Source organism: Corallincola platygyrae (assembly GCF_039544265.1).
GTDB classification, from domain to species: domain Bacteria; phylum Pseudomonadota; class Gammaproteobacteria; order Enterobacterales; family Neiellaceae; genus Corallincola; species Corallincola platygyrae.
In genome coordinates this window covers 1-13,724 of record NZ_BAABLI010000003.1, presented here as the reverse complement: position 1 = coordinate 13,724, position 13,724 = coordinate 1, and the positions used below count along the sequence as shown (strand labels likewise).

Genomic DNA, 13,724 nt, shown 5'->3' with positions numbered 1-13,724 from the left:
GGCTCCCAGCCTAATGCCAGCCCGCTTTTTTATTAGGGGATCTGTATCTAATCCCCACTATCGACGTAAGCTTCACTGTAGCCATCTTCATCCAAAGGCCACCACACAATATGTTCTGACAATGTTGGCCCGGCATCCTTTTCCAGTACCACATGCTTTCCGCGAACTGAATGACCTTCCAAATGCATTCTGGACTTGTCCCCAGTTAACAGGGGGTGCCATTCTGGAAGTGGCTTACCTTCTGCCAAACGTCGATAGGCGCAGGTTGGCGGTAGCCATAAAAACGACTCGATATCATCGAGTGTCACTTTGACACAATCATGCACATGGCGAAAACGATGCGCATAGTCTGAACACGCACCGGTTTCCGGGTCTAACAGTCGGCAGGCGACTTCAGTGAAATACAGTTCGTCGGTATCTTCGTCGATAACCTTGTGCAGGCAGCATTTGCCGCACCCATCACAAAGCGATTCCCACTCAGATTCGCTCATCTGAGCCAATGTTTTCTTTATCCAAAAGGGCTGATCAGCGGCCATTTTCAGCTACCTTTCCGAAAACATGCTCGTATTGTTTGGCAAACTCCGCTCTCAGTGATTCTGGAAGGCCTGCAATATGAGCCTGGTAATAGTCTTCACGCTGCTGGTAGTTCGCAACCAGAGTGTCAAACTCGGCGATGACAGCTTTTCCTTCAGCGGTCTTTGCACACGCCAGGTGCCCGGTCACCATAGACTCACTCTCAGCCAGTGCCACACTGCGGATATTCTCCTCCTGATGGTCATCAAGATAGTGTGCAGCGACTTCTGGATACTCAATCACATAATCAACTCGGCCCTGCCCCAGCATAGCCAGGAGTCCCTTTGACATATCATTGGCACCTCGCACATAGAGGTTGTAACGCATTTCGGGAGAGTTAAGAAATGGATCTATCTTGTCGCCATATGAGCGACCGGAAACCACGCCAAGGCGCCCACTTTGCTCCCCTTCAAACAGCTTGGCCAACGCCACTGGCTTGCGACCAAACTTCGCTATCGCGCTCTGGGCCTTGACGTTGTCAGCCTGATAATAAAGTCGCATGCCGAAATAAAGTGAAAATGGCTTGGAAAAATGCAGCTTATTGGATCGCGCTTGCGTAAAACGTACGTTGCTGACACACCCTGCCTGTTCTCTTTGAACCAATGCAACCGCCTGACCACTATTGGACTGAGCCAGTGATACCGGGTACTGCTTGCGTAACTCAGGAATAAGGATTTTCAGCAATCCGTACTCAGTATGGTGCAACGTGGTTTCACTACCCTGTTCAAAGTCCTTGACCGGAAAATCGACGTACAGGGTTGTAGATTGCTTGGCGTCAGAAGCAACCAAAGCACCACTAAAACTAAAAACAGACAAAGCAAGAAGCCAGCGCAAGCGCTGACCTACAAAGCTATGTTTAGAACTAGATAATCTCATCACAGTGCAGGGTATCGAATACGATCTGACAAATAGCCCACAGTACAGGCGAAGTAATAGCTCCGGTTCCAGCGCATCAAGACATCAAAGTTCTGATAAGCCAGAAACACTCGACCATTGGTGTCATCAGGAATAATCACCGAAGCATCGATGCTGTTTGTGGGAAGGTCTGTGCCGTCATAACGGCGTACACCCAAGGTCTGCCATTCGGCCAACGTGCGTTTGAGTTTGATCCCTGATTGTTCGGCATCAAAACCAGCTGGCAGCTTCACCTGGCGCCCCCAGGTAATAGAATCATCCCAGCCACTTTGGCTTAGATAATTGGCAATCGAAGCAAATGCATCTGCCTCGGAGCCCCAAATATCTTTGCGACCGTCACCGTTGTAATCAACCGCAAAGCTTAAGAATGAACTCGGCATAAACTGCGTCTGGCCCATCGCACCCGCCCAGGAGCCTTTGAACTTATCAACGCTGATATGCCCCTGCTCCAAAATGGTCAAAGCCGCCATCAACTCTTTGCGGAAAAACTCAGCACGACGTCCTTCATAGGCCATGGTCGACAGCGCAGACACCACAGGAAAGTTTCCCTGATAACTGCCAAAGTTAGACTCCGAGCCCCACAAAGCGACAATAAAACGGGGCTGAACCCCATACTCTTTACCTATTTTTTCTAAAACATCCTGATGCTTGGCGTATAGCTGACGCGCTTTTTTTACCTTCCAATCAGGTACTCGTTTTGACATATAGGTTTCCAGAGTCGACTTGCGAAACTCCGGCTGCGATTTGTCCTGCTTTACAGCTTTTCGCATATAAGTGACGTCGGCAAAGGCTTGCTCCAGGATCTGTTCGCTGATCCCTTGAGCCGCGGCATCTTGTTTTACTTCAAGAATAAAATCAGCAAATCCTTCTGGCGCTGGCAGATATTCTGCAGCCATCGCCTGATTGGCTGTTATTACGCTACTGAATGCTGTGCCGCTAACAGAAATTACTGCGGCAATGAGCGCACGTTTAATCATTCATCTAATCCTTTTTCGGCCCGATGTTGTTTCAGAAGACCCTCTGTCGGTGGTGGTAACTGCAGATAAAAACCTCTATCGGTCAACTCAACCTTAACCTTTTCGATATCTGCCATGGCCAAACGTTCACGTTTTTCCAAATTTACAACCATCACCAATTGAGGACCGGCGAACTGCGCCATTAATGCCTCGGGGACACGAGAAAAATCGTCTTTGCGCTCAATGAACAGATAACTATCGACTTTTTTGCTGCTCTTATAGATCGCACACCACATAGTTGAAAAATCCCGCTTGAACATACTTGCCTTGAAAGGGTTGCAGACTATACCATGACCTGGCCTTGGGAGGACAGAACCCAGGCGATAGGCGGCTTCAGACCGCACATGGGCCACAAGGCCAGGCAACAATTTATAAAAGACAGGTAACGTCTTCATATGTCGCAATCCGCGCTTGAATTGAAAGGCAGCGCATTTACCCTTTCAGTTCTGAAACTTAGCAGTTTAGATATTGACGCTGTGGCGTCAGAACTTGGGCAAAAAATTGCTCAGGTACCCCATTTTTTCGATCGTGCCCCTGTCGTGGTAGACCTTGAACTCTTACAAGGTGAACAGATCCCATTCGAACAGCTGAAAGAAACGCTTGAGTCGCTCCGCTTGGTCGCTGTTGGTGTCACTAACGCCGACGAAGAGCAGCGCAGCGCGGCGAAGCTAGCCGGATTGGCGGTGTTAACCAAACCCGTATCCAGCAAAGCAAGTAAACCAAAGCCGGCTGCTCAAGCTGCCCCCCCTGCGACTTCACAACCGGCGCCCATGCCACAGGAGCCTGCCAGACAGGAAACCATGGTGATACGTCAGCCGGTTCGCTCAGGTCAGCAGATCTACGCCAAGGATTCAGACCTCATTGTTCTGGGTCAGGTGAGCAACGGTGCCGAGGTAATTGCCGATGGCAACATCCATGTGTATGGCACTCTGAGAGGCCGCGCTATTGCCGGAGCGAAAGGCGATCTGGATGCAAGAATATTCTGCCAGAACCTGCAAGCCGAACTGGTTTCGATTTGTGGACACTACTGGCTAAGCGATGCCCTGCAAGAAACCCATTGGCAGCAAGCAGCAGCCATCTCATTGCGGGACGAAAAACTAACCATCGACGCACTGAATTAAGCGAATTCATACAGGAATAAGAACTATGGCACGTATCATCGTTGTCACATCAGGAAAAGGTGGTGTTGGCAAAACCACTACCAGCGCAGCCATCGCAACTGGCTTAGCAATCAAGGGAAACAAAACTGTCGTTATCGACTTCGATGTAGGCCTGCGTAATCTCGACCTGATCATGGGTTGTGAGCGTCGCGTTGTCTACGACTTCGTAAACGTCATCAATCAAGAAGCCAACCTTAACCAGTCGCTGATTAAGGACAAGCGTGTAGATAATCTCTACATTCTGCCGGCTTCTCAGACTCGCGATAAAGATGCCCTGACCAAAGAAGGCGTAGGCAAAGTTCTGGAAGAGCTTTCAGAGACTTTTGATTACATCATTTGTGACTCACCTGCGGGTATTGAAATGGGCGCTCAGATGGCGCTGTATTTTGCTGATGAAGCCGTGGTGGTTACCAACCCTGAAGTCTCTTCTGTCCGCGACTCAGACCGTATTCTTGGCATCCTTGCAAGCAAGTCTCGTCGTGCAGAAGCAGGCGAAGAACCTGTAAAAGAGCATCTGTTGCTGACTCGTTATGCGCCAAGCCGTGTCGACCGTGGCGATATGCTGAGCGTGGAAGATGTACAGGAGATCCTGGCGGTTCCATTGCTGGGTGTGATCCCAGAATCTCAAGCTGTATTGAAAGCCTCTAACTCAGGTGCTCCAGTAATTCTGGACGAACAGAGTGACGCGGGCCTGGCTTATCAGGACGCGGTAGAGAGACTGCTCGGCAATGAAGTGGATTACCGCTTCCTGACGGCGCAGAAAAAAGGAATTTTCAAGCGCATCTTTGGAGGTTAACCACTTATGTCATTGTTGGATTATTTCCGCTCGTCTAAGAAAAACACGGCATCACTGGCAAAAGAGCGTTTGCAGATTATTGTTGCCCACGAGCGTAGTCGACGTAACAGCCCCTCTTACCTACCCCAGTTGGAACGGGATATCTTGGAGGTGATTAAACGTTACGTAGATATCAACCCAGATCAGGTAAGTGTAAGCCTCGACCAAAAGGGCTCAGATCTGTCTGTATTGGAATTGAATGTCATGCTGCCTGATGAGGGCCAACGCCAGTAACAACAGCCAGTGCATAAACATCAAAAAAGCCACCTATTCAGGTGGCTTTTTATTTCCTGCGTTTTCTTCAAACCAAACCTGGTGCCGCTGCCGGCGTTTATCCCACCCCAGCTTCTCCAGCTCTGGCTCGCTGAGAAAGCCGTTGGTGTACCCCAGGCACAAATAACCGATCAGTTCCCAGTGGTCAGGCGCCTGCAAAGCTTCCGATACTTTGGTTGGATCTAAGATGCTAACCCAACCTACCCCTATGTTTAATGCCCTTGCCATTAACCACATGTTCTCTATGGCACAGACCACGCTGAACCGTCCCATATCAGGCATGCTTGTCTGCCCCAACACAGGTTGCTCACTGGGACAGTAGTAAACCGCAAGATTGACTGGCGCTTCCTTAATACCTTCTAATTTCAATTGCTGATACAGCGCCTGCTTGTCGTCAGTAAACAGAGCGGACGCCTTCTGATTTTCGGTGGCAAAGGATTCAGCCACTTTACGCTTGGTATCCTGATTGTGGACAGTGATAAAGCGCCACGGCTGAGAATATCCCACCGAAGGCGCCCACATTGCCGCTTCAAAAATCTTCTCAAGCATGCTGTCAGGCACGGGGTCAGAGACAAACCTGTTGCCCCTGACATCACGGCGTGAGCGAATGACGCGCTCTACGGTATCGGCCTCAGCTTGCGAAAAGATTCCATCCTTGGCGTCGGTCACCAATCCACTCCTTTACGCGCCTTAATGCCTGCATCAAACGCGTGCTTTAACGGCTGGACTTCGGACACGGTGTCTGCCATTTCGGTTAAACGACGATGAGCTCCTCGGCCTGTCAAAACCACACTTTGTTCTTGGGGCCGGTTGGCAATCGCTTCAATCACTTCATCCAGATCCAGATAGTTGTACTGAACCATATAGGTGATCTCGTCTAATAGCACCAGATGAAGGGTGTCATCCGCCAACATACGTTTTGCTTCTTTCCAAACCTTTTGCGCGGCGGCGGTATCTGCTTCTCGATTCTGAGTTTCCCAGGTAAAGCCTGTGTTCATGACCTGAAATTCAACGCCAGCATTCTCTAACAGGTTGCGTTCACCACAATCCCAGGTGCCTTTAATAAACTGGATAACACCCGCTTTATAACCGTGACCAACGCAACGAGCGACGGTGCCAAAGCCAGACGTACTCTTACCCTTACCATTGCCGGTAATAACGATAAGAACGCCACGCTCTTCTTGTGCATCGTCGATTCTCTTATCGACGTTTTCTTTAATTTTCTGCTGTCTGGCTTTATGCCGTTCGTCTTTATTCACTTGGTCTGACACCGAGCATTCTCCTAATTAAATTCGTGCGTCCAACCAACCCGCTTTACGCGATATGAGGATTGGTCATGCTGTTGAAATCGTTCAATTGTGGTAATCGATCCGTAGGGAATCTCTAAGGACAGTAACGAGCGGTAGGCATCTAAACCTAAATTCAACACCTCGTTCAACACCATGCGAACAACACCGCCATGTGTCACCACCACTCCTTCCCCGTCTATTTCATCCCAGATCCCCATCAGGCATTGATGAATACGTTTCTGAAAATCGGGCATCATTTCTGCGTCTGGAATGCGACCACGGACAGGGTCACGCCAAAAGCTCGCAAGCATGACTTCCTCAGTGTTGGAGTACTTTGAAAAAGGCACACCATCCAAACACCCAAAGTCATACTCTTTTAGCTCATCAACCAGATCACACTTAAGCGTTTTATTGTCAGCGACTTGGTTGGCCACCAATGAACAACGGTTTAGTGGTGAGCTAAAGATCCTGGTTTTCGGACCGACAAGCCTTTCTACAGCATCAACGAGTTTTATCCTGCCTAATTCGGTCAAACCAACGTTGGTTGAGCCAAGCAAACATGACGGTGACATTACCTCGCCATGGCGAACCAAATGCATTACCTTGAGTTCAGCCATGAATTGGCCCCTTTAGCAACAAAGGGAGTCCAGCAGACACCAAGGTAACCCTGCCAGCAATTTGAGCGATACGCTGATTCATACGACCAGCCTCGTCTCTAAATCTTCTACCAAGGGCATTTTCTGGCACTATGCCCATACCCACTTCGTTGCTGACAAGAATGGTGTTTTGCTGTCGCTGTTGCAAGGCCACCTCAACGGCCTCTAACCTTTCATTTATGGCTAACCCTTTTAACATCAAGTTGCTCAACCAAAGGGTCAAACAATCAATCAGTAATAGAGTTTCGGGACTTGATGAGGAGATCACCTCAGCAAGATCTGTTGGCACTTCAACCAACTGCCAGTGGCCAGGTCTTTGTTTTTGATGATGTCTGATCCGTTCGGCCATTTCATCATCTAGCACCTCAGCGGTGGCGATATAGACCACGTCCATTTGGCTGTTAATCGCCAGCGTTTCCGCAAACGTACTCTTACCTGACCTCGCCCCACCAATCACTAATTCAATCAATAGATACTCCCAGCGCGCCTGCACAAGCCATCAGCAGTATGGCTTCAGAGAGCTGCTGCGCAGCCCCTAGGTTATCACCGGTATAGCCACCTATCTGTGCCAGAAACAACTTTCGAACTATGAGCCACAATAACAGGAGGCATACCACCGTGGGTAAGACGGCCTTCATTGGCAATAACAGCATAGTGAGCAATGCGATAGCGATTACGGAGACGATGCCGCCTTTCGTTAACTGAGTGGATAGCGGTTTGCTCTTACTGGTTTTGGCCTCGCTCACGTAGGGGAGCGCAGAGATGAAAGTCACAGCGAAAGCGCGACTGATGACGTGGCCAGCAATAATCAGCTGAGGGTTGTTCAGACTTGCAGTGGTAAGCACCTTAAGCATCAAGGTAACCACCAATATGACAACACCGTAAGTCCCCACCCGGGAATCTTTCATTATTCTCAGCTTATCGTCGACCGTATGGCCACCGCCGAAGCCATCGGCAGTGTCAGCAAGCCCATCTTCATGAAATGCGCCAGTGAGAAGCAGCGACACCGCAACAGAGATAACGGCGGCAATCGTACTATCAAACATTGGTTCGGTTAACCAGTATGCGCCGGCACTGACAATGCCTACCAGGCACCCAACAACAGGAAAATAGACACTACAGCCTTGCAGCCATCTGTGGTCATAGGGTTCCGGCAACTTTACCGGTATGCGGGTCAGGAACTGCAGCGCCGTTAAAAGCAGCAGCCAATGCCAGCGAATCAAAGCCGTCACTGGCTCACTCCAGCAGAATCAAAACTGGCCATTTCGTTATAAAAGGCAACTGCACTCTGTACCAGCGGAAAAGCCAATGCCGCACCAGTCCCCTCTCCTAGCCTTAGCCCCAAGTCCAGCAGTGGTTTTACACCCAGCTCTTGTAACAAATAGTGATGACCACTCTCAGCTGATGCATGACAAAAAACCATATATTCTTTGACTTCGGGCACCATTTTCACTGCCACCAAGGCCGCTGCAGATGCAATAAATCCGTCAACCAATATCACCATTTTGTGTTCTGCAGCCGACAGCATAGCGCCAACCATCATGGCAATCTCAAAGCCTCCTACCGTCGCCAGAGCTTCAACAGGTGAGTCTATTCCTCGATATTTGTCTCTCACTGATTCAATAACTTCGAGCTTTCGCTCCAAGCCATCAGCATCGATGCCGGTGCCTCGTCCAACACAATAACTGGCTGGAATATCTGTAAGCAGAGCAATTAGCGCTGCTGACGACGTCGTATTGGCAATCCCCATTTCACCAAAACCAACAATGTTAGTCCCAGACTGTGCCGCCTGACTCAGCAGCGATGACGAGCGAGCAAATGCTAATTCGATGGTATCAATCGACATTGCGGGGCCAACACAAAAGTTGTTTGTACCTTTTCCAAGGGAACAGTCGATAACACCAGGAAAACCAGAAACATCCCCTTTAACTCCGGCATCAACGACAGATAGCGATATATCATTCAGTCGACAAAACACATTGATAGCGGCGCCGCCCTGACAGAAGTTAGCCACCATCTGTGCGGTTACCTCTTGTGGAAAGGCACTGACGCTCTCCTCGGCAACCCCATGATCACCCGCAAACACCCAAAACTTTGGCTGCTTGAGTTTGGGCAATTTCGCCCCTTGAATCATTGCAACCTGTTTGGCGATAACCTCAAGCGCCCCTAGTGAACCCTGAGGCTTTGTTTTGTTATCAATCGTTGCTTGAATTTGGTTTTCTTCACTGCGCTCGACTGCGCTTATTGACCACATATATGTCCCTAAATAGTTATAGGGGTAATCGTTCGACAGGGTATTGAAGAGACACCCAGCTTGACGAGTAACCCGCTCGTTGGCTGCGTTCAAACAGGACAGGTAATCTGACTTATAAGCTCGAAGACGAGTGCTTATTTACAGTTGCGGGCACAGTTGTGGATTTTCACCACATTCCCTGTATAGAACGCTTGTTTGAGGCGTTTGCAGTATAGAGGGAGAGCCCATCAAGGCACAACAGACAGCCGCTCGGAATGCGGTCTCTGACAGATGACACACCAAACAACAATCTGTTTTAGCTACCTAGGTAAGGGCCAAAGCCCCCTCACCCACCCCTCTCCTCAAATGAGGGCGATGAAACGCAACTGTCTTATTTATCTATTGATTCTATCAACCGCGCGAAGCGCCGCTCACATGGGGGTGAAGACAGTGCGCTAACGAAGCAACGCTTCGTGCGCTGGCTGACCGCGGGGGGCAGCGCCGTCAGGCGCATTAAGTTAAAAGGCTGCCCGCAAGCTGCGAAGGTGTCTCGGTGGTTTTTCAGTACCCCACAACGCAAAAAGGCCACCCTTTCGGGTAGCCTTTTTACTTAATAAGGTGTCTATCAACGAGCCAAGAGGTAGAAGCGTTTCTAAAAGGTTTATCGCTCACATGGGGGCGTAGGCCACGCGGTTAGCAAAGCATCGCTTTGCCGTGGCCGTAGCGCGCAGCAAGCTGTGCTTGCAAGCCGGGAGTCCTTGCGGCGTGAAGGGGTTGATAAAGGAGAGCAGCTCATCCCGCAAGGGCTGACCGCGAGGGTAAGCGCCGTCAGGCGCATATACGACCGATTCATATGGAATGAATCAGAGCGAAGTCCCGTAGGGATTTGGGGTATGGACGCCCCAAACAAAAAACCCCAGCATTGCTGCTGGGGTTCNCTGACCGAATGGCGTTGCTCAACCTTTGAAAAGGTGTAACCCATGTTGCCGGTTTAAAGTGTTACCTATGTTCCGGTTGCACATCACCCAACCCTCTCCCCCAGGAGAGGGCTTTTACAAGCCAAACGTCTGTGATTTGTGGCCGCGCGGAGCGCCGCTCACATGGGGGTGTAGGGTGTGCGGTTAATGAAGCGCAGCTTCATACACCCGAAGCGCGAGCGGCTTGCCGTGAGCTGGGCAGGCCCACATAGCGAGCTTGCGAGCGCCTGTGGGCCGCATGGGAGCGTCGGCGCCGTCAGGCGCATATACGAAAAAACCCCAGCATTGCTGCTGGGGTTTTTCGTGTATTAGGTGTCTGGCGGTGACCTACTCTCACATGGGGAAGCCCCACACTACCATCGGCGCAGTTGCGTTTCACTTCTGAGTTCGGAATGGGATCAGGTGGTACCACAACGCTATGGCCGCCAGACTAAAAACTTAATCAGAAAATGCTAACAGTCACTCTATTCAGATTTTGGCTTGTCTACAGCTCAGTGATTAACTCAAAAACNTTTCACTTCTGAGTTCGGAATGGGATCAGGTGGTACCACAACGCTATGGCCGCCAGACTAAAAACTTAATCAGAAAATGCTAACTGTCACTCTATTCAGATTTTGGCTTGTCTACAGCTCAGTGATTAACTTACATGCCCCATGGACGGGGCTAGTACCCAAAAATGTCTGGAACATTTTTGGTGAAACTTCTTAGGGGTTGTATGGTTAAGCCTCACGGGCAATTAGTACAGGTTAGCTCAACGCCTCACAACGCTTCCACACCCTGCCTATCAACGTCGTAGTCTTCAACAACCCTTCAGTGGACTTAAAGTCCAAGTGAGAACTCATCTCGAGGCTCGCTTCCCGCTTAGATGCTTTCAGCGGTTATCGATTCCGAACTTAGCTACCGGGCAGTGCCACTGGCGTGACAACCCGAACACCAGAGGTTCGTCCACTCCGGTCCTCTCGTACTAGGAGCAGCCCCTCTCAATTCTCAAACGCCCACGGCAGATAGGGACCGAACTGTCTCACGACGTTCTAAACCCAGCTCGCGTACCACTTTAAATGGCGAACAGCCATACCCTTGGGACCGACTTCAGCCCCAGGATGTGATGAGCCGACATCGAGGTGCCAAACACCGCCGTCGATATGAACTCTTGGGCGGTATCAGCCTGTTATCCCCGGAGTACCTTTTATCCGTTGAGCGATGGCCCTTCCATACAGAGCCACCGGATCACTATGACCTACTTTCGTACCTGCTCGACGTGTCTGTCTCGCAGTCAAGCTAGCTTATACCATTGTACTAACCTCACGATGTCCGACCGTGATTAGCTAACCTTCGTACTCCTCCGTTACTCTTTGGGAGGAGACCGCCCCAGTCAAACTACCCACCAGGCAATGTCCCCGAGCCCGATTAGGGCCCTGGGTTAGAACATCAAACATACAAGGGTGGTATTTCAAGGATGGCTCCATGCATACTGGCGTACACACTTCAAAGCCTCCCACCTATCCTACACATGTAGGTTCAATGTTCACTGCCAAGCTGTAGTAAAGGTTCACGGGGTCTTTCCGTCTAGCCGCGGGTACACAGCATCTTCACTGCGATTTCAATTTCACTGAGTCTCGGGTGGAGACAGCGTGGCCATGGTTACACCATTCGTGCAGGTCGGAACTTACCCGACAAGGAATTTCGCTACCTTAGGACCGTTATAGTTACGGCCGCCGTTTACCGGGGCTTCGATCATGAGCTTCGCTTGCGCTAACCCAATCAATTAACCTTCCGGCACCGGGCAGGTGTCACACCCTATACGTCCTCTTTCGAGTTTGCAGAGTGCTGTGTTTTTAATAAACAGTCCCAGCCACCTGGTCACTGCGACTGACGTCAGCTTAGGGAGCAAGTCCCATCACCAACATCAGCGTACCTTCTCCCGAAGTTACGGTACTATTTTGCCTAGTTCCTTCACCCGAGTTCTCTCAAGCGCCTTAGTATTCTCTACCTGACCACCTGTGTCGGTTTGGGGTACGATCTACATGTACCTGAAGCTTAGAGGCTTTTCCTGGAAGCATGGCATCAATGACTTCAACTCCGTAGAGTCTCGATATCGTGTCTCAGTCTTAACGGTCCGGATTTGCCTAAACCATCAACCTACACACTTAAACCAGGACAACCAACGCCTGGCCCATTTAGCCTTCTCCGTCCCCCCATCGCAGTACATGTCGGTACAGGAATATTAACCTGTTTCCCATCGATTACGCCTCTCGGCCTCACCTTAGGGGTCGACTCACCCTGCCCTGATTAGCATTGGACAGGAACCCTTGGTCTTCCGGCGAGCGGGTTTTTCACCCGCTTTGTCGTTACTCATGTCAGCATTCGCACTTCTGATATGTCCAGCATGCCTTACAGCACACCTTCAACCACTTACAGAACGCTCCCCTACCCAACGTGCAAGCACGCTGCCGCAGCTTCGGTGTATCACTTAGCCCCGTTACATCTTCCGCGCAGGCCGACTCGACTAGTGAGCTATTACGCTTTCTTTAAAGGATGGCTGCTTCTAAGCCAACCTCCTAGCTGTCTGAGCCTTCCCACATCGTTTCCCACTTAGTGATAACTTTGGGACCTTAGCTGGCGGTCTGGGTTGTTTCCCTCTCCACGACGGACGTTAGCACCCGCCGTGTGTCTCCCGGATAGTACTCACTGGTATTCGGAGTTTGCATCGGGTTGGTAAGTCGGGATGACCCCCTAGCCGAAACAGTGCTCTACCCCCAGTGGCATAAGTCCGAGGCGCTACCTAAATAGCTTTCGGGGAGAACCAGCTATCTCCGAGTTTGATTGGCCTTTCACCCCTACCCACAGCTCATCCCCTAATTTTTCAACATTAGTGGGTTCGGTCCTCCAGTTGATGTTACTCAACCTTCAACCTGGCCATGGGTAGATCACTCGGTTTCGGGTCTACACCCTGCAACTAGACGCCCAGTTAAGACTCGGTTTCCCTACGGCTCCCCTATGCGGTTAACCTTGCTACAGAATGTAAGTCGCTGACCCATTATACAAAAGGTACGCAGTCACCCCCGAAGGGGCTCCCACTGCTTGTACGTATGCGGTTTCAGGTTCTATTTCACTCCCCTCACAGGGGTTCTTTTCGCCTTTCCCTCACGGTACTGGTTCACTATCGGTCAGTTAGGAGTATTTAGCCTTGGAGGATGGTCCCCCCATGTTCAGTCAAGATATCACGTGTCCCGACCTACTCGATTTCACAATGAGATTGTTTTCGTGTACGGGGCTATCACCCTGTATCGCGGCACTTTCCAGAGCCTTCCACTAACGCACTCGTGCTTAAGGGCTAATTCCCGTTCGCTCGCCGCTACTAAGGAAATCTCGGTTGATTTCTGTTCCTAAGGGTACTTAGATGTTTCAGTTCCCCTCGTTTGCCTCTACAACCTATGTATTCAGTTGCAGATGATGTGCAAAGCACACCGGGTTTCCCCATTCGGAAATCATTGGGTATAACGTCTTTTATCAACTTCCCAATGCTTATCGCAGATTAACACGTCCTTCATCGCCTCTAACTGCCAAGGCATCCACCGCATACGCTTAGTCACTTAACCATACAACCCCTAAAAGGTCTCAAGTTAATGACTGTGCTGGTAATGACTTCGCCAAAATCTCTGAACATTCAGTTCAGATAGAGTGACTATGGCAACTTTTTAAAAACTACATTTTAAAAACTTGCTTTGTCAGCATTTCCTGATTGTTAAAGAGCAGAGCATTGACTCCCTAGAGGGAGAAAAACTCAAATATAAGCA

Annotated in this window: 13 protein-coding genes, 3 rRNA genes and 1 riboswitch; of the genes, 3 read left to right on the top strand and 13 right to left on the bottom strand. The window is 50.1% G+C overall.

The annotated features are described in order from the left end of the window. Positions 1 to 47: 47 nt before the first annotated feature. From ABEA14_RS00090 to ABEA14_RS00075, 4 genes are read right to left on the bottom strand one after another with little or no spacing between them, the layout of a single operon-like run. Positions 48 to 536 (bottom strand): YcgN family cysteine cluster protein, encoded by a 489-nt coding sequence (locus ABEA14_RS00090; RefSeq protein ID WP_345337681.1) that lies wholly within the window; start codon positions 534 to 536, stop codon positions 48 to 50. Further along, positions 526 to 1,389, bottom strand: a complete 864-nt coding sequence (locus ABEA14_RS00085; RefSeq protein ID WP_345337680.1) for a transporter substrate-binding domain-containing protein — start codon at positions 1,387 to 1,389, stop codon at positions 526 to 528. Before ABEA14_RS00085 ends, ABEA14_RS00090 begins: the two co-directional genes overlap by 11 nt. 59 nt (positions 1,390 to 1,448) lie before the next feature. Continuing rightward, a complete protein-coding gene (locus ABEA14_RS00080) occupies positions 1,449 to 2,465 on the bottom strand; it encodes a lytic murein transglycosylase (RefSeq protein ID WP_377776153.1) in 1,017 nt (338 codons plus the stop codon). After that, positions 2,462 to 2,740, bottom strand: a complete 279-nt coding sequence (locus tag ABEA14_RS00075) for a YcgL domain-containing protein (RefSeq protein WP_345337813.1) — start codon at positions 2,738 to 2,740, stop codon at positions 2,462 to 2,464. The genes ABEA14_RS00080 and ABEA14_RS00075 overlap by 4 nt, the downstream gene beginning before the upstream one ends. Positions 2,741 to 2,899: 159 nt before the next feature. Here ABEA14_RS00075 and minC point away from each other — a divergent pair, with 159 nt between their 5' ends. From minC to minE, 3 genes are read left to right on the top strand one after another with little or no spacing between them, the layout of a single operon-like run. After that, the gene (minC, locus tag ABEA14_RS00070; protein WP_345337679.1) at positions 2,900 to 3,625 is read left to right on the top strand and encodes a septum site-determining protein MinC; all 726 of its coding nucleotides are present in this window, start codon (positions 2,900 to 2,902) and stop codon (positions 3,623 to 3,625) included. A gap of 25 nt (positions 3,626 to 3,650) precedes the next feature. After that, positions 3,651 to 4,460: a septum site-determining protein MinD gene (gene minD, locus ABEA14_RS00065; protein ID WP_345337678.1), complete on the top strand. Its 810-nt coding sequence runs from the start codon at positions 3,651 to 3,653 to the stop codon at positions 4,458 to 4,460. A 6-nt stretch (positions 4,461 to 4,466) separates the two neighbouring features. Further along, a complete protein-coding gene (gene minE, locus ABEA14_RS00060) occupies positions 4,467 to 4,733 on the top strand; it encodes a cell division topological specificity factor MinE (RefSeq protein ID WP_345337677.1) in 267 nt (88 codons plus the stop codon). A 33-nt stretch (positions 4,734 to 4,766) separates the two neighbouring features. On the opposite strand, the gene bluB is transcribed toward minE, so the two are convergent. The 9 genes from bluB to ABEA14_RS00020 form a co-directional block, all read right to left on the bottom strand. Beyond that, positions 4,767 to 5,441 carry a 5,6-dimethylbenzimidazole synthase gene (bluB, locus tag ABEA14_RS00055; protein WP_345337676.1) on the bottom strand — a complete coding sequence of 225 codons (675 nt, stop codon included), beginning with the start codon at positions 5,439 to 5,441 and terminating at the stop codon, positions 4,767 to 4,769. Then, positions 5,438 to 6,043 (bottom strand): cob(I)yrinic acid a,c-diamide adenosyltransferase, encoded by a 606-nt coding sequence (gene cobO, locus ABEA14_RS00050; RefSeq protein ID WP_345337675.1) that lies wholly within the window; start codon positions 6,041 to 6,043, stop codon positions 5,438 to 5,440. The genes bluB and cobO overlap by 4 nt, the downstream gene beginning before the upstream one ends. Positions 6,044 to 6,054: 11 nt before the next feature. Continuing rightward, the gene (locus tag ABEA14_RS00045) at positions 6,055 to 6,678 is read right to left on the bottom strand and encodes a histidine phosphatase family protein (RefSeq protein ID WP_345337674.1); all 624 of its coding nucleotides are present in this window, start codon (positions 6,676 to 6,678) and stop codon (positions 6,055 to 6,057) included. Continuing rightward, the gene (cobU, locus tag ABEA14_RS00040) at positions 6,671 to 7,186 is read right to left on the bottom strand and encodes a bifunctional adenosylcobinamide kinase/adenosylcobinamide-phosphate guanylyltransferase (protein WP_345337673.1); all 516 of its coding nucleotides are present in this window, start codon (positions 7,184 to 7,186) and stop codon (positions 6,671 to 6,673) included. Before cobU ends, ABEA14_RS00045 begins: the two co-directional genes overlap by 8 nt. Next, positions 7,179 to 7,949 (bottom strand): adenosylcobinamide-GDP ribazoletransferase, encoded by a 771-nt coding sequence (cobS, locus tag ABEA14_RS00035; protein WP_345337672.1) that lies wholly within the window; start codon positions 7,947 to 7,949, stop codon positions 7,179 to 7,181. Before cobS ends, cobU begins: the two co-directional genes overlap by 8 nt. Continuing rightward, positions 7,946 to 8,971, bottom strand: a complete 1,026-nt coding sequence (gene cobT, locus ABEA14_RS00030; RefSeq protein WP_345337671.1) for a nicotinate-nucleotide--dimethylbenzimidazole phosphoribosyltransferase — start codon at positions 8,969 to 8,971, stop codon at positions 7,946 to 7,948. Before cobT ends, cobS begins: the two co-directional genes overlap by 4 nt. Before the next feature lie 92 nt (positions 8,972 to 9,063). Continuing rightward, positions 9,064 to 9,167: riboswitch (adenosylcobalamin-variant (AdoCbl-variant) riboswitch) on the bottom strand. A 1,074-nt stretch (positions 9,168 to 10,241) separates the two neighbouring features. After that, positions 10,242 to 10,357, bottom strand: a 5S ribosomal RNA gene (gene rrf / locus ABEA14_RS00025). A 20-nt stretch (positions 10,358 to 10,377) separates the two neighbouring features. Beyond that, positions 10,378 to 10,496: ribosomal RNA gene (rrf, locus tag ABEA14_RS19310) — 5S ribosomal RNA — on the bottom strand. 146 nt (positions 10,497 to 10,642) lie between these two features. Next, positions 10,643 to 13,526 (bottom strand): 23S ribosomal RNA (locus ABEA14_RS00020). Between the last annotated feature and the right edge of the window lie 198 nt (positions 13,527 to 13,724).

What these genes read in the sequence shown, in the direction of transcription:
- ABEA14_RS00090 (WP_345337681.1), bottom strand. Translation starts at nt 536, where the DNA reads ATGGCCGCTGATCAGCCCTTTTGGATAAAGAAAACATTGGCTCAGATG.
- ABEA14_RS00080 (WP_377776153.1), bottom strand. Translation starts at nt 2,465, where the DNA reads ATGATTAAACGTGCGCTCATTGCCGCAGTAATTTCTGTTAGCGGCACA.
- ABEA14_RS00075 (WP_345337813.1), bottom strand. Translation starts at nt 2,740, where the DNA reads ATGTGGTGTGCGATCTATAAGAGCAGCAAAAAAGTCGATAGTTATCTG.
- minC (WP_345337679.1), top strand. Translation starts at nt 2,900, where the DNA reads ATGTCGCAATCCGCGCTTGAATTGAAAGGCAGCGCATTTACCCTTTCA.
- minD (WP_345337678.1), top strand. Translation starts at nt 3,651, where the DNA reads ATGGCACGTATCATCGTTGTCACATCAGGAAAAGGTGGTGTTGGCAAA.
- minE (WP_345337677.1), top strand. Translation starts at nt 4,467, where the DNA reads ATGTCATTGTTGGATTATTTCCGCTCGTCTAAGAAAAACACGGCATCA.
- ABEA14_RS00045 (WP_345337674.1), bottom strand. Translation starts at nt 6,678, where the DNA reads ATGGCTGAACTCAAGGTAATGCATTTGGTTCGCCATGGCGAGGTAATG.
- cobT (WP_345337671.1), bottom strand. Translation starts at nt 8,971, where the DNA reads ATGTGGTCAATAAGCGCAGTCGAGCGCAGTGAAGAAAACCAAATTCAA.